The organism is Streptomyces sp. NPDC048496 (genome assembly GCF_043200055.1).
Classification (GTDB): domain Bacteria; phylum Actinomycetota; class Actinomycetes; order Streptomycetales; family Streptomycetaceae; genus Streptomyces.
The window spans coordinates 1-26,278 of sequence record NZ_JBICXB010000001.1; the positions used below are offsets into that span (position 1 = coordinate 1).

The 26,278-nt window shown below is 69.7% G+C and carries 21 protein-coding genes, 3 tRNA genes and 1 pseudogene; 8 read left to right on the forward strand and 17 right to left on the reverse strand.

All coding sequences use genetic code 11. From position 1 onward, the window contains the following. Window positions 1–146: 146 nt before the first annotated feature. Together ACGFSA_RS00005 and ACGFSA_RS00010 are read right to left on the reverse strand one after the other, a co-directional pair. Window positions 147–326, reverse strand: a pseudogene (locus tag ACGFSA_RS00005) (transposase family protein); the annotation flags it as partial. 57 nt (window positions 327–383) lie between these two features. Beyond that, window positions 384–1,247 carry an SDR family oxidoreductase gene (locus ACGFSA_RS00010; RefSeq protein WP_393297300.1) on the reverse strand — a complete coding sequence of 288 codons (864 nt, stop codon included), beginning with the start codon at window positions 1,245–1,247 and terminating at the stop codon, window positions 384–386. Window positions 1,248–2,121: 874 nt separating this feature from the next. Here ACGFSA_RS00010 and ACGFSA_RS00015 point away from each other — a divergent pair. Further along, the gene (locus ACGFSA_RS00015) at window positions 2,122–2,907 is read left to right on the forward strand and encodes an alpha/beta fold hydrolase (protein WP_393297303.1); all 786 of its coding nucleotides are present in this window, start codon (window positions 2,122–2,124) and stop codon (window positions 2,905–2,907) included. Here the strand turns inward: ACGFSA_RS00015 and ACGFSA_RS00020 are convergent. The 3 genes from ACGFSA_RS00020 to ACGFSA_RS00030 all read right to left on the reverse strand — a co-directional run bounded on the left by ACGFSA_RS00020 (window position 2,898) and on the right by ACGFSA_RS00030 (window position 3,968). Next, entirely contained in the window at window positions 2,898–3,158 is a 261-nt protein-coding gene (locus ACGFSA_RS00020; protein ID WP_393297306.1) for a hypothetical protein, read from the reverse strand. The two genes, ACGFSA_RS00015 and ACGFSA_RS00020, sit on opposite strands and share 10 nt — an antisense overlap. A gap of 441 nt (window positions 3,159–3,599) precedes the next feature. Next, window positions 3,600–3,672: transfer RNA gene (locus ACGFSA_RS00025), tRNA-Arg, on the reverse strand. Between the two features lie 205 nt (window positions 3,673–3,877). Further along, window positions 3,878–3,968, reverse strand: a tRNA-Ser gene (locus ACGFSA_RS00030). Window positions 3,969–4,165: 197 nt separating this feature from the next. On the opposite strand from ACGFSA_RS00030, the gene ACGFSA_RS00035 reads away from it, so the two are divergent. Together ACGFSA_RS00035 and ACGFSA_RS00040 are read left to right on the forward strand one after the other, a co-directional pair. Then, window positions 4,166–4,645, forward strand: coding sequence for an SSI family serine proteinase inhibitor (locus ACGFSA_RS00035; protein WP_393297308.1), 480 nt, complete (start codon window positions 4,166–4,168; stop codon window positions 4,643–4,645). 206 nt (window positions 4,646–4,851) lie between these two features. Beyond that, window positions 4,852–8,898: a PAS domain-containing protein gene (locus tag ACGFSA_RS00040; RefSeq protein WP_393297311.1), complete on the forward strand. Its 4,047-nt coding sequence runs from the start codon at window positions 4,852–4,854 to the stop codon at window positions 8,896–8,898. A 317-nt stretch (window positions 8,899–9,215) separates the two neighbouring features. On the opposite strand, the gene ACGFSA_RS00045 is transcribed toward ACGFSA_RS00040, so the two are convergent. From ACGFSA_RS00045 to ACGFSA_RS00080, 8 genes are all read right to left on the reverse strand, one after another. Next, window positions 9,216–10,868: a long-chain fatty acid--CoA ligase gene (locus tag ACGFSA_RS00045; protein ID WP_393297314.1), complete on the reverse strand. Its 1,653-nt coding sequence runs from the start codon at window positions 10,866–10,868 to the stop codon at window positions 9,216–9,218. Window positions 10,869–11,328: 460 nt separating this feature from the next. Then, window positions 11,329–11,973, reverse strand: a complete 645-nt coding sequence (locus ACGFSA_RS00050; protein ID WP_393297316.1) for a SigE family RNA polymerase sigma factor — start codon at window positions 11,971–11,973, stop codon at window positions 11,329–11,331. A gap of 168 nt (window positions 11,974–12,141) precedes the next feature. After that, window positions 12,142–13,308 (reverse strand): lipid-transfer protein, encoded by a 1,167-nt coding sequence (locus ACGFSA_RS00055; protein WP_393297319.1) that lies wholly within the window; start codon window positions 13,306–13,308, stop codon window positions 12,142–12,144. Next, entirely contained in the window at window positions 13,305–13,700 is a 396-nt protein-coding gene (locus ACGFSA_RS00060) for a MaoC family dehydratase (RefSeq protein WP_393297322.1), read from the reverse strand. Before ACGFSA_RS00060 ends, ACGFSA_RS00055 begins: the two co-directional genes overlap by 4 nt. Continuing rightward, the gene (locus ACGFSA_RS00065; protein ID WP_393297325.1) at window positions 13,697–14,815 is read right to left on the reverse strand and encodes an acyl-CoA dehydrogenase family protein; all 1,119 of its coding nucleotides are present in this window, start codon (window positions 14,813–14,815) and stop codon (window positions 13,697–13,699) included. Before ACGFSA_RS00065 ends, ACGFSA_RS00060 begins: the two co-directional genes overlap by 4 nt. A 1-nt stretch (window position 14,816) precedes the next feature. Further along, window positions 14,817–15,770: a bifunctional MaoC family dehydratase N-terminal/OB-fold nucleic acid binding domain-containing protein gene (locus ACGFSA_RS00070; RefSeq protein ID WP_393297328.1), complete on the reverse strand. Its 954-nt coding sequence runs from the start codon at window positions 15,768–15,770 to the stop codon at window positions 14,817–14,819. Continuing rightward, entirely contained in the window at window positions 15,767–17,038 is a 1,272-nt protein-coding gene (locus tag ACGFSA_RS00075) for an acyl-CoA dehydrogenase family protein (RefSeq protein WP_393297331.1), read from the reverse strand. Before ACGFSA_RS00075 ends, ACGFSA_RS00070 begins: the two co-directional genes overlap by 4 nt. A 212-nt stretch (window positions 17,039–17,250) precedes the next feature. Continuing rightward, window positions 17,251–17,562: a hypothetical protein gene (locus ACGFSA_RS00080; protein WP_393297334.1), complete on the reverse strand. Its 312-nt coding sequence runs from the start codon at window positions 17,560–17,562 to the stop codon at window positions 17,251–17,253. Between the two features lie 367 nt (window positions 17,563–17,929). On the opposite strand from ACGFSA_RS00080, the gene ACGFSA_RS00085 reads away from it, so the two are divergent. Continuing rightward, complete coding sequence (locus ACGFSA_RS00085) at window positions 17,930–18,805, forward strand: bifunctional DNA primase/polymerase (RefSeq protein WP_393297336.1); 876 nt, start codon at window positions 17,930–17,932, stop codon at window positions 18,803–18,805. Between the two features lie 86 nt (window positions 18,806–18,891). Here the strand turns inward: ACGFSA_RS00085 and ACGFSA_RS00090 are convergent. Continuing rightward, window positions 18,892–18,976 (reverse strand) — tRNA-Ser (locus tag ACGFSA_RS00090). Window positions 18,977–19,456: 480 nt separating this feature from the next. Here ACGFSA_RS00090 and ACGFSA_RS00095 point away from each other — a divergent pair. After that, the gene (locus ACGFSA_RS00095) at window positions 19,457–19,726 is read left to right on the forward strand and encodes a hypothetical protein (protein ID WP_393297339.1); all 270 of its coding nucleotides are present in this window, start codon (window positions 19,457–19,459) and stop codon (window positions 19,724–19,726) included. A gap of 315 nt (window positions 19,727–20,041) precedes the next feature. On the opposite strand, the gene ACGFSA_RS00100 is transcribed toward ACGFSA_RS00095, so the two are convergent. Next, window positions 20,042–21,511 carry a S1C family serine protease gene (locus tag ACGFSA_RS00100; protein WP_393297342.1) on the reverse strand — a complete coding sequence of 490 codons (1,470 nt, stop codon included), beginning with the start codon at window positions 21,509–21,511 and terminating at the stop codon, window positions 20,042–20,044. Window positions 21,512–21,708: 197 nt separating this feature from the next. Here ACGFSA_RS00100 and ACGFSA_RS00105 point away from each other — a divergent pair, with 197 nt between their 5' ends. From ACGFSA_RS00105 to ACGFSA_RS00115, 3 genes are all read left to right on the forward strand, one after another. Beyond that, a complete protein-coding gene (locus ACGFSA_RS00105; RefSeq protein WP_393297345.1) occupies window positions 21,709–22,536 on the forward strand; it encodes a glycerophosphodiester phosphodiesterase in 828 nt (275 codons plus the stop codon). A 53-nt stretch (window positions 22,537–22,589) separates the two neighbouring features. Continuing rightward, the gene (locus tag ACGFSA_RS00110; RefSeq protein WP_393297349.1) at window positions 22,590–23,189 is read left to right on the forward strand and encodes an ATP-binding protein; all 600 of its coding nucleotides are present in this window, start codon (window positions 22,590–22,592) and stop codon (window positions 23,187–23,189) included. 247 nt (window positions 23,190–23,436) lie between these two features. Continuing rightward, on the forward strand, window positions 23,437–24,402 hold the full coding sequence (locus ACGFSA_RS00115) for a DUF5926 family protein (protein WP_393297352.1): 966 nt from the start codon (window positions 23,437–23,439) through the stop codon (window positions 24,400–24,402). Window positions 24,403–24,652: 250 nt separating this feature from the next. Here the strand turns inward: ACGFSA_RS00115 and ACGFSA_RS00120 are convergent, their stop codons facing one another. Together ACGFSA_RS00120 and ACGFSA_RS00125 are read right to left on the reverse strand one after the other, a co-directional pair. Then, a complete protein-coding gene (locus tag ACGFSA_RS00120) occupies window positions 24,653–25,132 on the reverse strand; it encodes a hypothetical protein (RefSeq protein WP_393297355.1) in 480 nt (159 codons plus the stop codon). A gap of 399 nt (window positions 25,133–25,531) precedes the next feature. After that, window positions 25,532–26,215 (reverse strand): bifunctional DNA primase/polymerase, encoded by a 684-nt coding sequence (locus ACGFSA_RS00125; protein WP_393297358.1) that lies wholly within the window; start codon window positions 26,213–26,215, stop codon window positions 25,532–25,534. Window positions 26,216–26,278: the final 63 nt, after the last annotated feature.

Sequence of the window (26,278 nt, forward strand, 5' to 3'; positions counted from 1 at the left end):
GCAGCGCATGCGAAGGCCCCTGCACCGGCCGGACGGACAAATCAGGGCAAGACGCCGGACCAGCGGGACCCATCAGGTCGCAGACGAATCGAGGTTAAACGTATACAGAAAGTGTGAGCGGGCGTCTTGGAGGCCGCAACCTGTGGCCGGAGGATCCTCCAGTTCTTCACGCGGACAAAACGTGTTCAACGCGTGCGTGGACCCTGCGGTGGGAGGCGTTGTGTTCCTCTTGTCAGGGCGGCAGTTTCGTCCTGGCCTATCTAGCGGCCGCGCGGGATGACCAGGCTGGTGCCTCGGTAGCCGCCGTCTGCGATCACCGTCGTCCGGCTGTGATCTGCTCCAGCGCATCTCAGGCCGGACTGCTTACGTCCGTTGGGAAGCGGTCAGCCAGCGACGGGAGTCTCCGGCTGCATCTCGTATGAGTGCTGGATGGCCTGATGCCGGGTCCCGAGGCCATCCGTGACCTTGCGCTCCCAGGGAACCTGCTGGAGGTGCTTGGTCTCTTCGATCATCGATTTGGGCTCCAGATTACGGAAACTGTCGACCTCTCCGGCCGCGACGGACGTCAACGTCGCATAGACCGCTTCAGGATCGAACTGTGCTCGGGGGAAGGCGAGCTTGGAGTAGTCAAAGAGCCGCTGAGACGGGTCGTCCTCCCAGCTCTCCCAGGTCTGGAACATCCGGTCGTTGAAGCCGGTCAGGAATGGCCCGGGGTTGACCGTGGCGACTTCAATGTTGTGCTCCTGCAGCTCGTAGGCCATGGTTTCGGCGATCGCCTCGACCGCGTGCTTGGAAGCGGAGTAGATGCCGGTGAAGGGGTTGACGTTCAGGCCCTCTCGGGATGAGACCCAAACGATTCTTCCGGCGCCGCGCTTGACCATTTGCTTGGCGACCCCCTGAGTGAGGAGCAGCGGTCCGGTGACGTTGACCTCGAACTGGTGCCGGATGTTCGGTGCGGGAATGTCAACTGTTGAGCCACCTTCGCCGACTCCTGCGTTGTTCACGAGGATCTCCACACCCCAGTTGAGAGCTTTGCGACGATCACCGTCGTCGGTGACATCGAGCTTCTCGACCTGCAGGCTTACCCCTCGCTCGGCCGCCAGCCGCTTCAGCGTCTGGACCTGGGCATAGATCTCCACCGCGGCGATCACGACGAATCCCTTTTCCGCCAAGCGCATGGCGGCTTCATACCCGAAGCCGGTACCCGCCCCTGTGATGAGGACCTTCTTGAGTGCTGCACTCGCCATGTTGATGTGCGTCCTTTCATATTGCTGGTTCAGCGGTCATTGAGGCTCTGGCCGCGGAGTGAGCTCCACGTGGAGCGGACTGGGGCACGCTGACCGTTGAGTGGGGCCCGCCTCCTGCAGTTCCATCCTCTAGCCCACGGCGACGAACTCAAGTTGGACGTTGTCCGGGTCGCGGAATTCGACCGTCGAGTATACGAACGGTTCCGTTTCGTCCCTGATCGGAGTGTGCCCTGATCGGAGTATGCTCGATCCCCGACTCGTCCAGCTATGCCATCCGCGCTTCCAGGTCGGAAAGATCATCCACCTGAAATGGCACGTGATCCAGACCTTTTCGGGCCTGGTGGACGCCCTCGTGCCGGTTGCCTGTATTGGTTTGCAGTCCCCTGGCCCAGAGTCAATCCGAGAGCTTCAATCTGCACCTCTGTTGCGTCCAGTCGAGTGGTCCGCGACGGCACCGCTGCGGGCAGCGTGCCAGAAGGCGCTCCAGGGGCAGGCCTGAGGGACGGCCGTCGGTGTGGCGGGTTCGGCTTTCTGCACCCACAGGTGGACGGGCGGCTAACGAGCGCCCGGGTTGTGGGTGCCATTCACCGATCTCTGGGTAACCGCTCGGCTTGCCCGCCGGCGATTCATGGCTACGCTGATCTAGCACGTAACGCCGACTCTCCGCTTTCTGCGCCGGAGGCTCCCGTCCGGGTTCGCGTCGCCGACCGGATACGGCAATCGCGGCGGCTATGGCCAACTCCTTTCGCACGATCCTTACTGTTCCCATTCGCCGAAAAGGCTGAGTTCACCTTGTACGCCGACGAAATGGAAGCACATGACCATCTCTGGGATCTTGAAATCAGGCGGGGGAAGACTGGCCCTCGGAGTGGCGATGTTCTCCGCCCTGACCGTGGTGCCGGCTCACGCCGCAGACGACCTCGGCACGGCCCCGGGGGGCCAGAAGCCGACCGTGGTGCTCGTACACGGAGCATTCGCCGACGGGTCCAGCTGGAACGGAGTGGTGCAGCGCCTGCAGCGGGGCGGCTACCAGGTCATCGCCCCGCCCAACACGCTGCGCGGCATACCCCAGGACTCGACGTACCTGAACAGCCTCCTGAAGACCATCAAGGGGCCGATCGTCCTCGTCGGACACTCCTACGGCGGCGGGGTGATCTCGCAGGCGGCCGCCGGGCTCGACAACGTCAAGGCGCTGGTGTACGTCAACGCGATCATGCCGGACAAGGGTGAGTCGTTCGCCAGCCTCTCCGGCAAGTTCCCGGCCGCCCCGCTCACCAAGGCGCTCAAGCAAGTGCCGTTCCGCAACGGCGACGGCACCACGGGCACAGACGTGTACATCCAGGCCGCCAAGCTCCACGCGACCTTCGCCCAGGACCTCCCGCAGCAGCAGGCGTCCGTCATGGCGTCGACGCAGCGCCCGATCGCGCAGTCGGCGTTCGCCGACAAGCTCACCGCAGCGGCCTGGCGGGACAAGCCGGTCTACGTGCTCGTCGGCACGCAGGACCGGGCCATAGACCCGAGCCTCGAGCGGTACGAGGCCAAGCGCGCACACGCGCGCAAGACGGTGGAGATCAACTCCTCGCACGTGTCCCTGATCTCCCACCCTCAGGCGGTCACCGATCTCATCGTGAGCGCGGCCCGCGACACCAGTCACCAGTAGGCGAACAGGCAGCACCCCGAGCACAGGCGGCGAGGGGCCACATCCGCGGGGTCCTGGGCGCCCCGCTTGTGCAGTAGCGCGACTCCGGCCGCGCGGTCGCCGCCCAGCAGCACGAAGAGCCTCGGCGTCTCCAGATACTCCCGGAACACCGTCCAGTCCATGGTCAAGGACACCCGCTCACCGGTGGTGGCCACGCCGCGTTCGTCGGCCGCCATGCGGTACTGCCCGTACGGGTCTACAACGCTGAACATCCAGCGGGCCATGGGCGCAGCCCTCGCACAGTGACCCAGGACGCGATTGCCACGGAGACCACCAGCGAGATGATCCACACGGGCAGCGTGGCATCGCTGAGGGCCGAGACGACGACCACGGCGATTGCCGCCATCAGCGGCGCCATGAGCGCCTGGGCTCGACCCGCGGGTGTCCGACGGGCTCGCGCACGGAGTGCCTCCTCGAAGTCCGCGGTGTCGGCCGGTGGACGAACTCCACGGCCGTACCGCGGTCCGTGTCCTGATGTGAGGAATCCCCGCCCCGGTGTCCATGAGGAGGGACCCTAGCCAGGGGGTGTCAGGCAGATCAGGGCCGCCGTGCCAAGATCCACCGGACACCCCTCATGCACTCCCGCACGCGGTTGCCGTCAAGACATAAGCCAGAGGCCCTGTGGATTACTCCACAGGGCCTCTGGTCTGCTGTGCACTCGGCAGGATTCGAACCTGCAACCTTCTGATCCGTAGTCAGATGCTCTATCCGTTAAGCTACGAGTGCTTGGCGTTCCGGGCTTTTCTGCCTGGTCGGCGTTGCGGGAACAACATTACATGACCTGCGCCGTCACGCGAAATCCATTACCCAAACCGCCCCTGACCTGCGGAAACGCCATGTTGGGCCATCTCTGCACGCGCCGTCGCGGTCGCGCGCCCCATCCGGATACGACTGAAGCCCCGGCCAGTGGCACGGGGCTTCAGTGATCAAGCGGAGGCGGAGGGATTTGAACCCTCGATGGGCTTTAAGACCCAAACCGCATTAGCAGTGCGGCGCCATAGACCGGACTAGGCGACGCCTCCAGCACACCCCGCGCGAACGCGAGTGGTGCGTGCAGATGATGACACAGCTGAGCACTGCCTCACCAATCGCCGCCTACGGTACTAGGCCTACGGCCGCCAGGGCAAAGCCTTCGGGTTGCGCAACGCCGGGGCATGCGGAGCGTTAGTGATGACGGGGTACCGCCTCATCCGCCTTCCACACGTCCACAGGAGCCCGCATGCTGCGCCGTCTCGCCCTCACCGCTGTCACGTCCTTCGCCGTGCTGTCCGCCGCCGCACCGGCCGCGACCGCTGCCACCGGCCACCTTCCGCTGCCCCTCCCGCTGCCGGTACCGGCGCTCCAGGGCGACGACGGCGCCCAAAAGACCCAGCTGACGGTCACGGTCTCGGATTCCGGATACCGCGCCGCCGACGGCGTGTACGAACTGAAGTGCCTCCCCGCCGGTGGCAGCCACCCGGTGGCGCAACAGGCGTGCGACCGGCTCGCGGAGCTGGGAGAGTCCACGGGCGACGGCAGAAACCCCTTCCGTCCGGTGCCCGCCGACACCCTGTGCGCCCAGCAGTTCGGCGGATCGGCCACGGCCCGGGTCACCGGAACCTGGCACGGGCAGCGTGTCGACGCCGCCTTCGACCGGAGCAACGGATGCGAGATCGCACGCTGGAACAACCTGCGGCCAGTGCTGCCGAATGTCCGGTGACCCGGGGTGGCCGGGGCCGTCACGGGACATGTCGGGGGCAGGGGTCGTACGCGGTATGCACAGAACCTTGGTGAGAGCTCCGCGCGTATCCGCCACCGGATGCCCCTCCCCTGCCTTTAGACTCCTCCAGTGACAGCCTGCGGCCCGAGGGGCAAGATGGGGCCCGCTGTCCGGCAAGGTGCGGTAACCAGGGAGGAAGCGTCGTCGTGAGCAGCAGGCCATCCCGAGGCGCTGCTCGCCTCGCAGCCATACTCGACGCTCTCCCTGACGGGCTGCTGCTCGTCAATTGCAACGGCACGGTCGTCAACGCCAACACCATCGCCCTCGAAATGTTCGAGACGCCGGGCACCGCGCTCGTCGGTCGCGGACTCCTCGATCTGCTTCCGGAGTTCGACTCCAAGCTGATCCCGGGGTCGATGCGCAGGCCCGAGGCGGCGGACGAGCGGGGCCGGACGAAGCCGACACGGATGATCGCGCGGCGGACCGACGGCAACGAGTACCCCGTCGAGGTCACCAGCGCCAGCCTGGAGGACGGGCAGGCCGCGTACAACGACTTCCAGGCCGGCTACAACGGCAGCTACACGGGCGACGAGCTGCTGATGCTCGTTGTACGGGATCTGTCGGGCACCGTCGACACCGAGGCCGAGCTGGCCCGTTCGCAGCGGCAGACCGAGATGATCCTGCGGGCCGCGGCCGAGGGGGTCGTCGGCACGGACACCGACGGCCGGGTCGTCCTGGTCAACCCCGCAGCCGCGCAGATTCTCGGCTTCCGCGCCAGCGACCTGGGCGGCCAGGAGCTGCATCCGCTGATCCTGCACTCGCGTGCGGAGGGCGAGCCGTTCCCGTACGAGGAGTCGCCGCTCGCCGACACGCTCAAGTCCGGTCGCAAGCACCGGGTGCGCGGGCAGGTGCTGTGGTCCAAGAGCGGGGCGCAGGTGCCGGTCGATCTGACGACCGCGCCCGTCCGGGACGGGGACCAGCTGGTCGGTGCGGTGATGACGTTCACCGACCGCCGGCCGTACGAGGAACTCACCAACGAGCACACGGCGCGGCTGACCGAGCTGACCGAGAGCCACACCGCCGAGGTCACCCGGCTGACCGAGCAGCACACCGCCGAGGTCACCGGGCTGGCCGAACGGCATGCCGCCGAGCTGGCCGACCGGACCGAGCGGTCCGCGGTCGAGTCGGAGGAGCTGACCGAGCGGCTCGCACAACTGACCGCCCGGCACGCACAGCTGACCGCCGTCCTCGGCGAGTCGCTGCGCGGGCCGCTGGAGGAGCTGCGCGGCGAGCTCTCGACGCTCGCCGCCGACCCGGCGGGCCAGCTGTGGCCCGAGGCCAACCAGATCCTGCACCACCTGGCCGCCGGCTACGCCCGGATGACGACGCTCGTCGACAACGTGCTCGGCTACCAGCGTCTCGACAACGGGGCGGAGACGCTGGTCAAGGAGAAGGTGCTGCTCGACTCGGTCGTGACGGCCGGTATCGACGGCGCTGTGGAACTGATCGGTCCGGGGCGCGCGCAGTTCGCTGTGCACGCGCCGCCGATCGAGGCCGAGGTGGACGCGGGGCGGCTGGTGACGGCGCTCGCCCACCTGGTCGCGGACGTCGCCGGGGTCGACTCGACCGGCAGGACGCGGGTGGCGCCGGGCGGCGGCTACGTCGACTCGACAGTGGTCGTGGCGGCGGCTCAGCGCGGTGAGGTCGTACGGATCGAGGTGCGCGGACCGTTCGCCGGGGGAGACCCGGTGCACGAGCCGATCGTGCGCGGGATCGTACGGGCGCACGGCGGCGTGCTGCAGACGCACGAGATGCCGGGGATGAGCGGCAGCGCGTACGTCCTCGAAGTGCCGCTGGGCGCGGGGGCGGGGACCGTACTGCCGCCGCAGATGCCCCCCGTTCCGGCTGCGCCCGAGGAGACCGGGCAGCAGCAGGGGACGCCGGGCGGCGGACGGCGCAGGGCGCGACGCGCGTCGACGGACGCCTTCCTGGAGAGCCCGGTGGGCGGTGGGACGGCCGCTTCGGGGGCCGAGTCCGGTGACACCGCTGCGGCGGAGCCGACGGGGCGGCGCAGGGCGCGTCGTGAAGCGGCGGCGCAGGACGAGCACGGCGGGCAGCAGGCTCAGCAGTCGTCCGCACAGCAGCCCCAGCAGTCGCCCCACGAGCTCGTCCCGGCCCAGCGGGGCGAGGGATCCGGTCGCAGGCGGGGACGGCCCAGCCCGGCCGAGACGGGCACCGGTCAGCCCGTGGAGCGGCCGGGGCAGGCGTTGGCGCTGCCCGCGGCCGCAGCGCCGTCCGAGGGGTCGGTGGTGACGGCGGCCGAGGGCGCTCAGGGCGTGGGCAACCGTCCGCAGCGTGGGCAGACCGTGCCGCCGCAGGGCGTGCCCGCCGAGGCGCCCGTGCCGGTGCCCGCGGGCGGTGGACTGGCGCGTCAGGGCAACGAGAACCAGCTGGCCCTCCCAGCCCTCGCATCTGCCCCGGCGCAAGACCGGACGGTGTCCCGGACCGGCCGACCGCAGACACCACAGAGTCAGCAGACCGAGCAGACCCAGCATCAGGTACAGCAGCAGCCGACCGGGCGACGGGCCCGCCGGGCGCTGGCGGCCGCGCAGGACCGAGCCGCCGCGGCCGAACCGGTGGGGCCGCGTACCGCATTCGCCCTCCCGCCCGCCGACGCCGACCGGATCCCGCCCACGGCCGGTGATGCGGACGCCTCGCTGCCCGGACGCCATGACGCCGCGGGAGCGCCCCAGGACAACCACCACACACCGCCGCAGGAACACCCCGCACCGACCGGCCGCCGCCGTGCCCGTCACGCCCCGGACGCGCCCCAGCAGCAGCCTGAACAGCCGGAACCCGCGCAGCGGCCCCTGCAGCCCGGCGGCCGGCCGGAGAACGGCACCTCGGGACAGGGCCTGGCCGCCCCGAACGCGCCCGGCGACGACCTGACCCGGCCCGGAACGGGGCACACCGCCGGTACCACGGCCACCACTGCCCCGGCCGGCCCGGCGGAGAGCCGTCCGGTCACCATCGCGCCCGAGCCCGCTCCCGTGGCCGAGCCCGCGCCAGACCCCCGGCGACAGCCGCTGCCCGCCGAGGCACCGATGCCCGCGTCGGCGCCGGTGTCTGCTGCCGCACCCGCCTCCCCCGACTCGACGCAGGGGCGCGCGTTCAGCGTGCGGACCCTCGGACAGGGCGTGCCGTTCGCCCAGCACCTCGCGCACCAGCAGAACCAGACGCTCGGCGGTGCCGGTCGTCGGCGTAAGCTCGCCGCCCCGCCCGAGGACGAGCTCGCCGCGGAGCCCGCCCTGCCGCAGTCGGCCATCGCACCGGCCGCCGCCCCCCAGCCCGGCACCGCGCCCACCACCAATGCCTCCGGGCAACTCCTCTCCGCCCCGGCCGCCGAGGGGCGTTCGTACGCCATAGGGGCACCCGACGAGGGCGCCGAGGGTCCGGAGCCGCTGGACGGCCCGGGCGGCGCGGTCGAGGTCGCCAACCGTCCATCGCCGCAGCCGGTCGACGACGAGCTCCCCCCGGAACCGCTGGACAACCCGCGCCGACTGCTCGTCTGGCCCGCGCCCGACGTCTCCACCCAGCAGGCGCTGAGCGACCGCGGCTACCGGCCGGTGATCGTGCACTCCCGCGAGGAGGTGGACGCCCAGATCGCGGCGTTCCCCGCCGCGCTCTTCGTGGACCCGCTGACCGGGCCGATCACGCGTACGGCGCTGCAGTCGCTGCGCCAGGCGGCCGTGGCGGCCGAGGTTCCGGTTCTTGTGACGGCCGGTCTGGGACAGGCATCGCGGGAAGCGGCGTACGGTGCCGACCCCGCGGTGCTCCTCAAGGCGCTCGCCCCCCGCGACAGCGAGCAGCACCCGCCGCGGGTACTGCTGATCGAGGAGCACGAGGAAATCGCGGTGGCGCTGACGGCGACGCTGGAACGCCGCGGCATGCAGGTCGCGTGCGCCTCGACCGACAGCGAGGCGGTCTCCCTCGCCACCCGGATGCGGCCGAATCTGGTGGTGATGGACCTGATGCAGGTACGCCGCCGCCGAGCCGGGATCGTCGACTGGCTGCGCGCGAACGGCCAGCTCAACCGGACCCCGCTGGTCGTCTACACCTCGGCCGACATCAACCGGGCGGAGCTGCCGAGACTCAGCTCCGGCGAGACTGTGCTCTTCCTGGCGGAACGCTCGACGAGCGAAGAGGTCCAGTCCCGCATCGTCGACCTGCTGGCGAAGATCGGCACGAACTGAGGCAGTTGTCGTCGCCGACGACGGACGGGGGCGGTACGGGACTTCCCGCACCGCCTCAGTCAGTGACGGTGTCGCGTTGATGCTCTCGGGGGTACGTAGCAAGCCGCAAGGGGTTCGAGTTTCCGTTACGGGAAAGCGCGGCGGCCGATCCTCGGCGGGGCGCAGACGACCGTGTACGCCCCTGGGGTGCCCCACGCTCCCTCTGAGCGATGGCGGGTGCGGAAGACGCGGTACGGGCTGCTTCGGGGGGCAGCGCAACACCCCTGCCAGCACAGGCCAGCAGGGGTGCGTCAGGGTGTGCAGGGGCTCGACCGAGGTCAGTCGACCCTGGTCACGTCAAGCTCACCCAATCTATATGCTTCACGGATAACCTTCTTGTCGAACTTCCCGACGCTGGTCTTCGGCACCGCCGGAATGATCGACCAGCGCTCCGGCAGCTGCCACTTGGCTATGCCGGACTCGGCGAGGAACGCCTTCAGCGCCTCGTATTCCGCGATCGCGCCGTCCTTGAGAACAACGGTCGCCAGCGGACGCTCGCCCCACTTCTCGTCCGGGACCGCAACGACGGCGGCCTCGGCCACATCCGGGTGCGCCATCAGGGCATTTTCCAACGCAAAGCTGGAAATCCACTCGCCGCCGGACTTGATGACGTCCTTGGCGCGGTCGGTGAGGGTGAGGAAGCCGTCCTCGCTGATGACGCCGACATCACCGGTCTTCAGCCAGCCGTCCTCGCTGAACTTGTCCTCGGGGCGCAGCGCCTCGCCGTCCGCGCCGCCGTAGTACGCACCGGCGATCCAGGGACCGCGGACCTCCAGCTCACCGGCCGACTCCCCGTCCCAGGGCAGATGCTCGCCGCCGGGGCCGACCAGTCGCGCCTCGACTCCGGCCGGGAATCGTCCCTGGGTGATGCGGTACGGCCACTCCTGCTCCGTGGTCAGCCCGGCGGGCGGGTTGGCCATCGTGCCGAGCGGCGACGTCTCGGTCATGCCCCAGGCGTGGCAGAGGCGGACGCCCAGCTTGTCGTACGCCGCCATGAGGGAGGGCGGACAGGCGGCGCCGCCGATGGTGACGCGGGCCATCGAGGTCAGATCGCGCGGGTTGGCGGTGACCTCGGCGAGCAGACCCTGCCAGATGGTGGGAACGGCGGCGGCGTGGCTCGGCTTCTCGCGCTCGATCATGTCCGCGAGCGGGGCGGGCTGCAGGAACCGGTCCGGCATCAGCATGTTGACGCCGGACATGAACGTCGCATGCGGCAGGCCCCACGCGTTGACGTGGAACTGGGGGACGACCACCAGCGTGGTGTCCTTGTCGGTCAGCCCCATCGACTCCGACATGTTGACCTGCATGGAGTGCAGGTAGACGGAGCGGTGGGAGTAGACGACGCCCTTGGGGTCGCCGGTGGTGCCGGAGGTGTAGCACATGGCGGCGGCCTGACGTTCGTCCAGCTCCGGCCAGTCGTAGCTGGTCGGGCGGCCGGCGATCAGTTCCTCGTAGTCGTGCACCCGCGGCACGGCGCCGTCGAGCACGGAACGGTCACCGGGCCCGGCGACGACGACGTGCTCGATCGATGTCAGCTGCGGGAGGAGCGGCGCGAGGAGCGGCAGCAGCGAGCCGTTCACGATGACGACCTTGTCGTCGGCGTGCTTGACGATCCAGATCAGCTGCTCGGCGGGGAGCCGCAGGTTGAGCGTGTGGAGCACGGCGCCCATGGAGGGGATCGCCAGGTACGCCTCGACATGCTCGGCGTTGTTCCACATGAGGGTCGCGACCCTCTGGTCGCCGATGACACCGAGCTCGTCGCGCAGGGCGTGGGCGAGCTGCGTGGCACGGCGCCCCAGCTCGGCGAAGCTTCGCCGCTGCGGCTCGGGCTCGCCGGTCCAGGTCGTGACCTGCGACTTCCCGTGGATCGTCATCCCATGCGTCAGGATGCGGGTGACAGTCAGCGGTACGTCCTGCATGGTGCTCAGCACGGCGTCCTCCCGGTGGGCGCTACGCGGCAGTAAGGTTCCGCCGATTCTGCGCACATACCGAGCGGTATGTCACTAGTCCCGGGGATACGAATCGGCGTCTGTCGACTTCTCCTGCATGCATCGGCGGAGCGCCCGTGACACGGAATCCCGGGATTGAGGACCGGAATCGGCCGGTGACCTGGACGTCTTTCATGCACTCTTCAACTTCGACGGCCTGGTCGCCGACGAGCGGGGTCACGAGCTCACGGACTGGCGGGATCGCGGGCTCACGCGGGCTCACGCGGGCTCACGCGGGCTCACGCGGGCTCACGCGGGCTCACGCGGGCTCACGCGGGCTCACGCGGGCTCACCGGCGCGTGCGGGCTCACCGGCGTATGCGGGCTCAGAGGAACCCACAGGGGCTCACAGGCCGGCGGTCTCGCGGGCTTGAGCCGGATCACAAACGGACGGGATCGCGGGGTCAGCGGACGGGGGTCAGCTCCGGGTCTTCGCGCAGCTTGCCGAGCGCCCGGGACACCGCGCTCTTGACCGTGCCGATGGACACGCCGAGCACCTCGGCCGTCTGCGCCTCGCTGAGATCCTCGTAATAGCGCAGGACGACCATCGCCCGCTGCCGGTCCGGGAGCTTCAGCACGGCTCGCCACATCGCATCGTGCAACGACTGCTGCTCGGCCGGATCGGGCGCCGGAGCCGTCTCCTGCTCGGGCAGCTCGTCGCAGGCGAATTCGTCCACCTTCCGCTTGCGCCACTGCGAGGTGCGGGTGTTCACCAGGGTCCGGCGGACATAGCCGTCGAGCGCCCGGTGATCCTCGATCCGTTCCCACGCGACGTACGTCTTGGTGAGCGCGGTCTGCAGCAGATCCTCGGCATCGCTCGGGTTCGCGGTCAGCGAGCGCGCGGTACGCAGCAGCACGGGCCCCCGCGCCCGCACGAACGACGAGAACGACGGGTAGGGAGCATAGGGCACCCGCCCTGCATACGAACCGTGCGATCCCGGTGAACCATGCGACGCATGCTGCGTGTGCGACGCCGGCGAGGTGAGCGGCGCGTGTCCGGTGGCGGCAGTGGCTCCCCTGGAGGCGCCCGTGCAGACTGGCGTGGTCATAGGTCCACGCTAGGAGCGGGTGCTACCCGGGGGATCGGCCCCAGGTCCCGAAGCCACGTCCGCCTCAGGTTGTAGGGGTAGGGCCGGCCCCACCTCCTGGAGGAGTAGAGCTCGTCATCAGGACTCAGGGTCGCCCCCTGAGGCAACAGGCCCGTTCCTCCGCCACGGTCAATCGTCGGTGCCCAGAATCAGTCCGGAGGTAGGCACCCCTGTGCCCGCTGTGACCAGGGTTCTGGCCGCCCCGGATATCTGGTTCACCGACGTGCCCCGGATCTGCCGGACCGCCTCCGCGATGCCGTTCGTCCCGTGCAGATACGCCTCCCCCAGCTGACCTCCATGCGTGTTCAGGGGCAGCGCGTCGTCCGCCACGAAGTCGGCGGCCTCGCCCGGCCCGCAGAAGCCGAACTCCTCCAGCTGCATCAGCACGAACGGGGTGAAGTGGTCGTAGAGAATGCCCACATCAATGTCGGAAGGGGTGAGTCCGGAGGTACGCCAGAGCTGCCTGGCGACGACGTCCATCTCCGGCAGCCCGGTCAGCCCGTCACGGTAGAAGCTGGTCATCTGCTCCTGCGCCCGTCCTGCGCCCTGTGCGGCGGCGACGATCACCGCAGGCGGGCGCGGAAGGTCCCTGGCCCGCTCGGCGCTGGTCACGACGATCGCCTGTCCGCCGTCGGTCTCCTGGCAGCAGTCGAGCAGCCGCAGCGGTTCGACGATCCAGCGCGACGCGGCGTGGTCGGCGAGGGTGATCGGCTTCTCGTAGAAGTACGCCGCCGGGTTGCGCGCCGCATGGCGCCGGTCGGTGACCGCGACATGACCGAAGGCCTCCGGGGTCAGGTTGTAGGTGTGCAGATAACGCTGGGCGGCCATGGCCACCCAGGAGGCGGGGGTGAGGAGCCCGAAGGGGATGTTCCAGCCGAGCGCCGTCCCCTCGGCGGTGGGTTCCCGGTGCTGCACCCCGGATCCGAAACGCCGCCCCGAGCGTTCGTTGAAGGCGCGGTAGCAGACCACGACATCGGCCACCCCGCTCGCCACGGCGAGCGCCGCCTGCTGCACGGTGGCGCAGGCCGCCCCTCCGCCGTAGTGGATGCGCGAGAAGAACGACAGCTCTCCGATGCCGGCCGCCTGGGCCACCGTGATCTCGGGGCTGGTGTCCATGGTGAAGGTGACCAGACCGTCGACATCGGCGGGGGTCAGCCCGGCGTCGTCCAGGGCGGTTCGCACCGCCTCGACGGCCAGCTTGAGTTCACTGCGCCCGGAATCCTTGGAGAACTCGGTCGCCCCGATCCCGACGATTGCTGCCCGGCCGCCGAGCGAATCGGCCCTGCGCACGCTCATGCCGATCCCTCCGGGACGCTGACGGTCACCGTGCCGGTGACATGCCTGCCGAGCCCGCTGGCGCCGACGACCGTCACCTCGGCCGTCCCGGCGTCATCGAGGGCCGTGATGGCGCCACTCAACACCATGGTGTCTCCGGGGTAGTTGGGTGCCCCCAGCCTGATGGCGACCTTGCGGAGCACCGCAGACGACCCGAAGTGGTCTGTGACGTACCGTCCCACCAGGCCATTGGTCGTCAGGATGTTCATGAAGATGTCCGGGGAACCCTTCTGCTGCGCGAGCTCCGCGTCATGGTGCACGTCCTGGTAGTCGCGGGAGGCGACGGCACCCGCGACGATGAGGGTGCGGGTCACCGCGATCTCCAACGGTGCCAGCTCCTCGCCGACCTTCATTGCGATCCCTCCTTCACCAGCAACTCACCCAGTTCCTCGAGCACTTCACTGCCGCATCCCAGATAGGAGTCGAGCTGACGGCCCCAGAGGAAGTGGCGGTGGACGGGGTGGTCGAGATCGGCGCCCGTACCACCGTGCAGATGCTGTCCGGCGTGTACGACTCTCTTGCCGGCCTCCGAGGCCCACCAGGCCGCAGTGAGCGCCTGGGCGCCATAGGCCAGACCCTGGTCGTGGCGCCATGCCGCCTCGTACGCCGTGACCCGTATCGCCTCGGTGTCCATATGGGCGTCGGCTGCGCGCAGCAGCACCCCCTGGTTGGTGGAGAGCGGGCGCCCGAACTGCTCCCGAGTGGTGGTGTGAGCGACCGCTCGGGCCAGCGACCCGGCGCACACCCCGGCCTGCAATCCCGCGAACGCCGTCCGGCTCGCGGCCAGCACCGCCCCGTACATCCCTGCTGCCGCTGCCTCTCCTGTCTCCGCTTCCGGCTCCCGGCCCGTTCCCCCTTCTGCTTCTGGTTCCGGGCTCAGCTCCGGCCCCTGCCCGCCGAGCCGCTCGCCGGGAGCCCGGTCCAGGACGAGCCGCGCCGCCGACCACGGCGCCGTGGTCTCCACCGGCACGACCACCACGCCCGGATCGGCAGTCCGCACGACCCACAGCACCCGGTCCGCATCCGCCACGAGCACCAGGGTGGCGTCCCGCAGCCAGGGCACATAGGGCACGACGCCGCTCAGCCGTCCTTCCCCGTCGGTCCGTGGACCGGAGCGTGCCGGAAACGCTCCGGTGGCCACGGCCGTGCCGTCCCGCAGGGGTGGCAGCAGTCGCTCCCGCTGCTCGTCCGTACCGTGGTCGGCGACGGCGAGCAGCCCGTACACACAGCTCGCGGCGAACGGCACCTGCGCGGTCGTCCTGCCCTGTTCCTCCAACAGCAGCACCAGGCCCAGCAGCCCGACCTCCTCGACGGCGGCGGTGAGCCCGGCTGCGCACAGCTCCTTCCACAGCTCGGCATCCGACCCCGACCCTGCGGCGGCCAGTCGCTCGTGCGTGGCCAGGTCACTGAAGATCTGCGCGGCGAGCCCCTGCGCCGTGCCCTGCTCCTCCGTGGGCGTGAAGTCCATGTCAGCCCTCGCTCCCCCGGAAAACCGGCAGTTCCAACTCGGGGTCCGTACGCAGGAATTCCAGTCTCACCGACATCCCCGCCCGCACCTTGTCGTAGGGCACACCGACCACATTGCTGACCATCCGCACGCCCTCCGCCAGCTCGATCAGCGCCACCGCGTACGGCCCGGCGTCGTCGGAGGTGCTGAACGCGGGGAAGGGCGGGTGATGCATCACGACGTGACTGAAGACCGTGCCCTCGCCGCTCGCCTCGACCGTGTCCCACTCCTGGCAGCCGCACTCATTGCACCCGGGGAGCCAGGGAAAACGCAGGGTCTCGCACTCCCAGCACCGCTGGATGAGCAGTCTGTGCTCGGCGACGCCCTGCCAGAAACCGGCGTTGTCCCGGTTGATCACCGGTCTCGGCCGCAGGCTCCGGCCACTCTGCCTCAACCCTCGTCCTCCACCCCGCTGCCCCCCTTTCCCCCCTGCGGGCGTGTACTTCAGGATCCGGAAGCGATGCGTCCCGGCCGGTACACCGGCCGCTCGGACGTCCATCCGCGTCGTGATGAAATAGCCCGTCCCCAGCTTCGTCGTCTTCCGCTCCGACACCGCCTCGATCACCGCATCGAAAGTGATCCGGTCCCCAGGCCGCAGCGGCCGCAGGTACTCCTGCTCACAGTCGGTCGCGACCACCGAGGTGTACCCGGCACCGTCGAGCAGGCCGAACAGCTCGTCGTACGCCCCGGACCGGTCGGGGTGCCCCGACAGGCCACCCATCGTCCACGCCTGCAGCATCGTCGGCGGCGCGATCGCCCCCGGCCCCACGTACGCGGGATTCCCGTCCCCCATCGCCTCGCACCAGTGCCTGATCATCGCCTCGTTGACCAGGTCCTTGCCAACGCCGGCCGTGGCGGCCGCGCGCCCTTCGTACGCCTTGAGCCTGCCGTACAACTGGTCCCCTGCGTCCGTCACCGCTTCCCCCTCTTCATGCCGAGCCGCATCGTCGCGACGATCTCCCGCTGCACCTCGCTCACCCCGCCCCCGAAGGTGTTGATCTGCGCCGCCCTGTTCATCCGCTCCAGCTCCCCGTCCCCGAAGGAGCCGGGCGATCCGCCCCTGACCATCCCGGCCTCGCCCGTGATTTCCTGGCACATTCGATACACCTCGACGGCCGATTCGGTTCCCACGAATTTCACGCCGCTCGCGTCCCCGGGGGCCACCGAGCCCGCCCCGACGTCCCCCACCAGACGCCAGTTGAGCAGGCGGGTTGCCGCCAGCCGGGCATACGCCTCGGCCAGCCGGGACCGCACCCAGGGCTCGTCAATCGGACACCGCCCCGTCGCCGGATCGGGGGTACGGGCGAAGGCGAGCGCCGCCTCGTAGAAATCCTCGGCCTGCATCCCGATCGCCGCGAGCGCCACCCGCTCGTGGTTCAGCTGGTTGGTGATCAGTCCCCAGCCGCCGTTCTCCTCGCCGACCAGGTTCGTGGCGGGCACCCGGATCCCGTCGTAATAGGTGGCCGTCGTGGTCAGTCCGCCCACGGTCTCGATCGGGGTCCAGGAAAAGCCCGGCGCGTCCGTCGGAACCAGGACGATCGAGATGCCCTTGTGTTTGGGCGCCTCCGGATCCGTACGGCAGGCGAGCCAGATCCAGTCCGCGTTCTGCGCATTGCTGGTGAAGATCTTCTGCCCGTGGATCACCCAGTCGCCCCCACTCCCGGCTTCGCTCGAGCGGGAGGTGCCCCCTCCGTCCCGTACCGCCCTGGTCCGCAGTGCGGCCAGGTCCGTGCCGGCCTCGGATTCGCTGTAGCCGATCGCGAAAACGAGGTCCCCGCTCAGGATCCGCGGGAGGAAATACTCCTTCTGCGCCTCGGTCCCGTACCTCATCAGCGTCGGGCCGACGGTGTTGAGCGTGACCATGGACACGGGTGCGCCCGCCCGGTACGCCTCGTCGAAGAAGACGAACTGCTCGTCGGGTCCGCGGCCCCGCCCTCCGTACTCGACGGGCCAGCCGAGCCCGAGCATCCCGTCGGCACCGATACGCCGCAACAGCCGACGCTGCTCGACCGGGTCCTCACGCGTCGTCCTGGGCCTGAACTTCCCCTCCGCCCCAGGGGTTCCGTCCGTCCCGGGGGCCGCGTCGGCTCGAGCGGCCGGATCCGTACCGGAGATCACATCGCGGAAATACGCGCGGAGTTCGGCGCGCAGTTGCTGCTGACGTTCTGTCGGGGCGAGGTGCACGGCGGCGGCCTCCCGGACGTGGGCGTACGGATCAGGATTTTCTGACTGTCCGTCAGACTCCTGATCGCTGTCAAGGCCGGCGGAGCCCGAACACTTCCGCCCGCACCCTCCGAAACGCGAACGGCCTGCGCAAGGAGACCGAAGTGTCCTCGCACAGGCTGCTGTTCACCCCGCCGCACCCCGACCCCCGACCGGCCCGCGGCTGCCCCGGCTCACCAGAGTTTGGTGAAGTTCACCGCGATGCTCCTATTGGACTGATCGATCACGGTGAAGGCCGAGCCGTTCACCTGCGCCGAGTTGCTCCGATTCGACGCCCCGGAGCCGGTGGCCTGCTGCTGCGACGTGGACGAATTACCGAAGTTGTCCCCACCGACTCCGCTGCCGCTGATCGTCGCAACACCCGCGTTCGATCCATCGTTCGCGAACGAGCCGTTGTCGGCCTGGGCCACGCCGCTGAAGAGCGCGGCGGCGAGAGGCAGTGCGGCAACAGCGGCGAGGGCGCGGGCGGTACGGATGCTTGCCATGTCAATTCCTCCAGGAACCGGAAGTGCAGCTTGTCCCAAGGCGGTTGGCCGACCGCCCCGGTATTGGTCACGACGTCGCGAGACCAAAGTTGCCCACCGAATCCCCCACGAACCACCCATGATCCACGATTCCCCCGCAAGCATGAGGAACACCCGATAAACCTCCCGCACGCCCTCAAGGCCCCGGTTCACACCCCCACGCATGGATCCGCACCACGCGATCCCGCGCACCGCGGAGGAAAAGCGTTCCGGCGCATTTTTCGCCGATCCACCCCCATCGGCCGCCAGGTGCCCCCAAGCTCACCCATCGACATGCCGATCCCACCTCACCCCTTCCTTTTCTCGAACACCTGTACGAAAATTGAGTATGGCCATCACCGACCGGCAGACCGCCACCCTGGCCCTCGCCCACGCGCTCTCCGCCGCCGAGCACGGGCTCCCTGTCATCCCGCTGTCCGCCACCAAGCTCCCGGCCCTGCGCTCCCCCCACCGCGGCGACGACCGGCCGGTCAGCTGCCGGGGCGCCTGCGGCCTTCCCGGACACGGGGTCCATGACGCCACCACGAACCCTGCCGCCGTACGAGCCCTGTTCGCCGCCGCTCCATGGGCCACCGGCTATGGCATCGCCTGCGGACGGGCCCCTCACCACCTCATCGGCATCGACCTCGACATCGATGCCTCTGGCCGCAACGACTCCGCGACAGCCCTCCAGCAGCTGGCCCTGCACCATCTGTTCATCATCCCGCCGACCGTCACGGTCATCACACCGAGCGGCGGGCGCCACATCTGGCTCACCGGTCCGCCCGGGGTGCCCGTACCGAACTCCGCCGGCCGCCTCGCCCCGGGCATCGACATCCGCGGCGCCGGCGGCTACCTGGTCGGCCCCGGCTCGGTCACCACCGGTGGCACCTACCGACTCGCCCCTGGCGCCGCCGATCGCTCCCCGGCCCCCTGCCCCCGCGCACTCCTGTGGCTGCTCACACCCCCCGCGCGCCCTCACCGCCCCTCGCCCCGCCCCCACCACGGCCGGGGCCTGGTCCAGTTCGTCCTCGCGGCACACCAAGGACAGCGCAACACCCGCCTCTTCTGGGCAGCTTGCCGTGCTTACGAACACGGCTTCGGCGACGCCCTCGCGGATGCCCTCACCGGGGCCGCCGTCCGCACCGGCCTCACCGAACACGAAGCCCGCGCCACCATCGCCTCGGCCGCCCGCCTCGCCTCCGGCCGCCCCGCCGGCCCGTAGGGCAGCCCCGACCGGTCGCCTTGACCGGACATGCCGGGCAGGCGCGCAGAAGGGGCGCCCCCTCGGACGCCCCTTCACAGGTGGTGCGGTGGGTGTGGGATTTGAACCCACGGTGACTCGCGCCACGACGGTTTTCAAGACCGTTCCCTTAGGCCGCTCGGGCAACCCACCCTCGCCCCGGCCCACCAGGGTCGGAGCGGGTACAGCGTACCGGCCTCACGCGGTGCGCGGGCGTCGCGGTCCACACGGGGTCCATTGAGAATGAAGGAACCTCACCGCGCCGGGCGCAGTCCTGCCCATACGCTCAAGGTCTTCGGCTTGGTCCGGCCAAAGGTGACGGGCGGGTGAGGCTCGTTGCCGGGCGCCGGAAGGCAGCGGCGTGACCTCTTTGCCATGCTGGTCAGGCGCGCGAGCCCGGTCGGGCGGTCATCATGGCGGGTGATCAGCGCCGGATGGGCTGCCAACCGGCGCTGAGCGGATAAGCGTGCGGTGGTGGGGTGGATGGGCATCCAGGAGCTGGGCCGGCCGGCGGCCCTTATTCGCTGTGTCGCCGGGCCACTGGTGTTCGCCTCGGTGCCGGCCGGGGTGATCTGGCGGTGGCGGGGACGCCGTGGCGGCCTGGTGCACGAAGAGCGGCGGAGGTGAATCACCATGCGTGTCCGCCTGCTCTTCGCCCTCGCTGCCGTCCCTGGCGCTGCGCTCCTCTTCGGGGCCGCCTCGCTTGGCGCCTGGGCCGACGACCACCATCACATCTGGCTGAGTCGCGTGTGCGTCCTCGGTGCCGGAGCCGGCCTGGGGGTCGCGGCCGTCGCTGTCCTCCTCGCCGTCACCCCTCGATTCATCTGGCGTTTCGTCTTCAATGACGGGGCAAAGGGACAGCACAGGACCTTGCGCCGCAGGCGCATGAACCTGCCCGACTGAACGGTTCCGTAAGATCATCTCGTCACACTGACGCGAAGAGCGCCGAACCCGTCCGGCTCTGCATCGGTCTGACCTGGAAACCGATCGGATCGCTCGTCGGTCTCCTGCACCTGCTCATGGATGAAGCGATCCGCTGACCGGTGGAAGGAGTTCCCGTAGCCTCGCCTCGAAGGCCAGGGCTACGGGTTCTTGCCTGTGCGGGGTCAACTGATCGTAGAACTCCCTGAGATGGCCCGACACTCGCTCCGAGGGGGCCGCCGAATCGCCCGGCACCCCCTCACCTGCATCTTTCCTGACTGCGGACAGCCGGTCCGGTCAGTTGTCGCCCTTGCGCTGTCCCAGGGTGACTTCGGCGGTCGACACCTTGCCGTCGCGCTTGTACGTCAGCGTCACCTTGTCGCCCGGCTTGTGGGTCCAGATCTCGCCGATCAGGGTCGGGCCGCTGTCGATCACCGAGTCGTTGAACTTCGTGATGACATCGCCCGCCTTGAGACCGGCCCTGGCCGCCGGACCGTCCGGCGAGACGGCCGGGGTGCCGCCCGAGCCCTGGTCCGAGATGACGGCTCCGCCGGTCTGCTCGTCCATCGTGACAGTGGCACCGATCACCGGGTAGACCGGCTGACCGGTCTTGATCAGCTGCTGGGCGACATTCCTCGCCTGGTTGATCGGGATCGCGAAGCCGAGGCCGATGGATCCCGCCTGAGACTGCGCGCTGCTGCCGGTGGACTGGATCGCCGAGTTGATGCCGATGACCGCACCGCGCGCGTCGAGCAGCGGACCGCCGGAGTTGCCCGGGTTGATCGAGGCGTCGGTCTGCAGTGCGCTCATGTACGAGTTGCTGCCACCGGAACCGTCGCCGGAGGCCACCGGGCGGTTCTTGGCGCTGATGATGCCCGTCGTGACCGTGTTGGACAGACCGAATGGCGCGCCGATCGCGATCGTCGAATCACCGACCGCAACCTGGTCCGAGTTTCCGAGGGCGAGCGGCGTGAGACCCGACGGTGCGTTCTTCAGCTTCAGCACCGCGACGTCGTAACCCTTCGCGCGGCCGACCACCTCGGCGTCGTACTTCTTGCCGTTGGAGAACGTCGCCGTGAGCTGGCCGCTGTTCGCCGCGGAGGCCACCACGTGGTTGTTCGTGAGGATGTGGCCTTCCTCGTCGTACACGAAACCGGTGCCCGTGCCGCCCTCGCCGTCGCCGCTCTGCGCGTCGATGGTGACCACACTCGGCAGCGCCTTGGCCGCGACGCCCGCGACCGTACCGGCATCGCGCTTGAGGACCTGAGGGTTGGACGCCGTGACCGTGGTCGAACCGGAGGAGTTGTTGTCGTTCCGGTCGGCCGCCCAGTAGCCGAGGGCGCCGCCGATACCGCCCGCCACGAGCGCCGCCACTGCCACCGCCGCCACCAGGCCGCCACCTCGCCGCTTGCGCGGGGCTTCGGGCGTCTGCAGCTGGCCGGGGGCGCCCCACACGGGACCACCGTCACCACCCGCACCGTGGGCGTACGCGGGAACAGCGGGCGGGGGCGGCGGCCAGGTACCCGCAGGCTGGGACTGCGGCGGCTGCGGCGGCGGCCAGTCATTCGAGCGCTGCGGCTGCTGAGACGGCTGCTCCGGCTGCTGGAATTGCTCCGTTGCCGTCGCCTCCGGCGATTCCGGGCTCGCGGGCGCCGGCGGGGACGCAGGCGTGCCCTCAGGAGCAGCGGCCGGCACGGGAGGTGCGGACGGAACGGACGGAACGGCCTGAGCCGCGGTGCCCTCGTTGCCCTCGTTCTCTGTGCTCACAGCTCTTTACTCCTCGGTTCCTCATCAGTTTCGGCAAGAGATCCGCTGTACACGTGCCTGGATCCAGCTTTTCCCATGACCTGTCAGGCCACTGTAAGCAGGACCTGTGCGTCCGCACACCAATCTTTATATCCGGCAAAACGGTCCCTCGTTGCGAGGTGCACGCGCCCGTCGCCCCACGGTGACACGATGACGTGGTGACCCACGCACGGCAGCACACCCCGCACCACCCCATCCAGGTCATCGCACACCGCGGAGCGTCCGACGACGCACCCGAGCACACCCTGGCCGCATACCGGAAGGCGATCGAGGACGGCGCCGACGCCCTGGAGTGCGATGTACGCCTCACCGCCGACGGCCACCTCGTCTGCGTCCACGACCGCCGGGTGAACCGCACGTCCAACGGGCGGGGTGCCGTCTCCGCCCTGGAGCTCTCCGCACTCGCCGCACTCGACTTCGGCTCCTGGAAGGACCGCGAGGAGTCTCCGGACTGGGACCCGGCGCCGGGCGAGCTCACCTCCGTGCTCACTCTGGAGCGGCTGCTCGAGCTGGTCGTCGAGACGCGAGCCGCCGGGCGCCCCCTGCAACTGGCGATCGAGACAAAGCACCCCACGCGCTGGGCCGGACAGGTGGAAGAACGGCTGCTGCACCTCCTGAAGCGGTACGGGTTCGACACGCCGCCGGCGGACGGCCCCTCACCGGTACGGATCATGAGCTTCTCGGCGCGCTCCCTGCATCGCATCCAGGCCGCCTCACCCACCCTGCCCACCGTCTATCTGATGCAGTTCGTCTCGCCGCGGCTGCGCGACGGGCGGCTGCCCGCCGGTGCCCGGATCGCCGGTCCGGGCATGCGGATCGTACGCAGTAACCCCGACTACATCGAGCGACTGCACCGCGCGGGCCACCGCGTGCACGTCTGGACGGTCGATGAACCGGAGGACGTCGAGCTCTGCACCCGCCTGGGCGTCGAGGCAATCATCACGAATCGCCCAAAACAGGTCCTATCGCAACTGGGTCATCTTTAGCATCAGTTACAAGGAGTACACCGGCGCATTCGGCCTGTATTCGACCGTTACGAGTGCGTCACTGGCAGACCATTGGCCGGTTTCCGGCCCAGCCCAGGAGGGCATTCACTCCGTGGCGTGGGGCAAAGGAGGTCTCGGGGGTGGCGTTGGTGGTGGCACAGGAAGTGCCCACGTCGTCGAGCATGGCCGTACCCCATGGCCCTGCGGGCGTGGGCCAGGCGCGGCACCGGATGCGCAAGCAATTGCGCAGCTACGGGGTGTCGGATTCGGTCGTCGACGATGCTGTGTTGATCCTTTCCGAACTTCTCAGCAATGCCTGTCGACACGGCAGGCCGCTGGGGCGACACACAGATGTGGGTGACGGTGACGTCCTCGCCGCATGGCGCGTCGACAGAACAGGCGGACTGACCGTCGAAGTGACCGACGGAGGCGGTCCCACCAGACCGATTCCGGCCACTCCTTCGGTGACGGCGCGCGGCGGACGCGGGCTCAACATCATCAGCGCGCTCGCCGAGGAGTGGGGCGTACGCGACAGCTCGTCCGGCGAGGTCACCGTCTGGGTGGTGGTCAGCGAGGGTCATGGGTCCAGGAATGGACACGTGCCGGGACTCGACGGGCTGGACTTCGCCGACACCTTCGACGACGCGAGCTGACGCCGACACACCCGTTGCGCGCGCCACCCGGACGCAAGGCAGAGGCGTAGCCCGGCGGACAGACCCGCCTATGGACCGGCGGGCGGACCGCGTACCGGCATGCGTGCCGACCGGCGTCCCGGCCGGTGTCCCGGCCGACCTTCCGGCGTAGTACACGCAGGTGCCCGGGCGTCTGTGCCCCGTACCCGACACGGGCGGCTAGGCTCGCGGCCCAGACCGCACTGTCGCAATCGGGAGAAAGTCCACCATGGCCAAGAAGCGCCCTCAGACCAAGGCCGGGAAGCAGCAACTCAAGGACGGAGAGATCCCGGTGGTCGGGGCTCGTGAGCCCTGCCCGTGCGGTTCGGGCCGCCGCTACAAGGCGTGTCACGGCCGCGCCGCCGCCCAGGCCGTGACCGAGCTGGTCCACCGCCCCTTCAAGGGCCTGGCAGGCGAATGCGACTGGGTCGCCCTGCGCGAGCTGGTGCCCGCCGCCACGGTCGAGCTGACACTCAAGGGCGGGCTGCCCGAGGGTGTGCCGTCCGTGACGCTCGCGACCGTGCTGCCGATGGCCTGGCCGGCACTGCGCCGCGACGACGGTTCCGTCCTTGTCGCGCTGCAGAACGACACCCCCTCCGGTGACCTCAGCCGAGACCTCGCGGACACCCTGCAGCGTGCACTGGCCGCCGAGCCCGGCTCGCCCGTCGCCGCCCGCCGCGTGCCGGCCGACGGTCCGCGCCTGCAGGACCTGCTCGACCCGGAAGCGGCGTTCGAGCCGGTCGTCCACTCCGGCTTCGAGTTCTGGGTCCCGGACGCGGAGAACGCCACGCCCGAGGTGTCCGCGTCCCTGGAACGCGCGAACGAAGCGGCGATCCCGACTGTTCTGCTCTCCGGGGTGGACGCCGCGTACTGGTGCGAGACTCCGGAAAAGAACCACCTGCGCTGGGTCATGCCGCACCCCGAGGAGCAGCTGCTCGACGCGCTCGCCCGGCTGCACGCCGCCGGCACATCCTCGCTCGGCGAAGGGACCCGGCTGGTCGGCTCCTTCCGCGCGCACGGGCTGATGGTTCCGGTCTGGGACCTGCCTAGCGCGATGGGGGCAAAGGAGTGCGAGAAGCCCGCAGCCGAGCTCGCGGAGCGGCTGAGAACAGCGCTCGCCTCGGACGCCCCGCTCACCGCCGAGGAGCGCCGGGCCCGTGGCGGGCTCACCAACCGCCAGGTGACGCTCAGCTGACCGTGCGGACGTGACGACCCCTGCGGGCCGCCAGGTGACCCGCGTCACATCTGTCGTACCCGCAGGTAAATCGCCATCCGAATACATGAGATCGAATTTGCGAACGGCAGATCTCTTGTTACGGTTCTAGAAGCCCGGTCGCTGGTGCATCCCCCGTCGCCAGCGATCGGGCATTCTCATGCCCGGACTCGGCGCGCGGCGCGGTCCACGGAGCGGACGGCGCCCGGCGCACAGCACCTGCGGACCGACGTCAACCCGCCGCAGGGGACGCCGGATTGGAACCGGCCCTCAGCAGGAGCGGCGCCTCCTCGGCCGCCGCCTCGACCGCCCCCTCACCCGCGTACTCAGCCACAGCCGTGTACGCGTCGGGACCTCCGTGCGACGAGCGGCGAGGCGTTTCGCAGACCGCCGGCTCATCCTGTGCGTCCACTGTGCAGCGCACTTCGACGGTCCGGCCGCCGGGCCCCATCTGGGTGAGTACGGACCGGAGTTCGCCACCCGTCGCATTGCGGTAGGAGCTGCGCGCCCAGATGTCCCGGCCTTCGGTCATGACACAGGTCTGCGCCTCGGCTCCCTCGGGGGAAATCAGCTCGGGGCCGCAGCGGGCAACGGTCCGCGGAGCAAAACCGACAGTGCCGGGGCCGGTGGCGACGCCGAATCCGGGGACCACTCTGGCCTCACCGGCCTCACCGGCCTCACGGGAGCGGCCGGTATCGGACAGAAGTCCCATACCGAAACTCCCGTCCGAAGATCCCTTTGCGGCAGTGCCCATAACACCCTCCGAACCTTTTTCGGAAGGTGCATCAGAAAGCCCGTCGACATCAGATTTTGCAGGGCCAGGTACGGAATCGGGGCTTTCCTTGGGTTCGGCGGAAGCGGCGAGCGGAAGCACGACGGCGGACACCACCACACTCGCCATAACGATCACGCGGCGATTCATGGTGGACCCGCCTGTCGGCCGACGGGAATTCCTGACACTGCGCCGAAGATATCGGCGTCATGGGGGTACCCGGGTGGAGCACGCCCGCGCACCGCAGAACCCGGACCGGCTCACACCCGAAGCGGTGAGCCGGTCCGCCCCGGGCCGTCCACCGAACCGCTCGTACGCCGGCCCCGGCAGCCGCGCCCGTCAGTATGCGAGCCGGCTGCCGCCGTCGGGAGCGCTGGTGCTCGCTTCGACCAGTGCGTCCAGGACGGCTTCGACGTCCGGCAGCCAGGGCGTCGCCGAGCCGGGCAGCGGAGCCCGCGCCCAGCGCACCTGTCCCGCACCCACCCCCGACGGGGGAAGGACGAGATAGCCGCCCTCGCCGTGGAAGCGCAGCGAACTGGGGACCCAGTCCTTGGCATGCAACAGCTCACCCAGCCGTTCGAGGGTGTACGGGGCGACCAGCAGTGACCACCGCGTCGGTGTCGCCACCACCGGGCCCAGCCGCATGTCCATGCGGTCGAGCTCGGCCAGCGCCCGGGCACCGGCCACGGCCGGCAGGCTCAGAGCGCACGGGGCACGGCCACCGGTGGCCAGCATGATCGGCGCGGTCGGCCGGTTGTTCCACCACCAGCGCACCATGCGCTCGTCGGTGGTCGCCGCGAGGAGACCGGGGTCGAAGGGGTGTGCGCCGGGTACGGCGCACTCGGGATCGGGGCAGGCACAGCCGCGGCCACGGTCACCGCGACCACCGGCTGCGTCCAGTCCCACTCCGGGGAGCACGGGCCACTGCCATGCAGTGGCGCAGGTCAGGGCCGCGTCGAGCTGGGCGGGCCTTGCCTTGCGCCGGAGCCGGAGCCTGCGTCGCCTTCCGAGGATCTCGCGCATGAGCGCTCGTTCCTTTCCGTTGAACGCCGAGGGCCACATCACATCACGCGTGCGTCACATCAC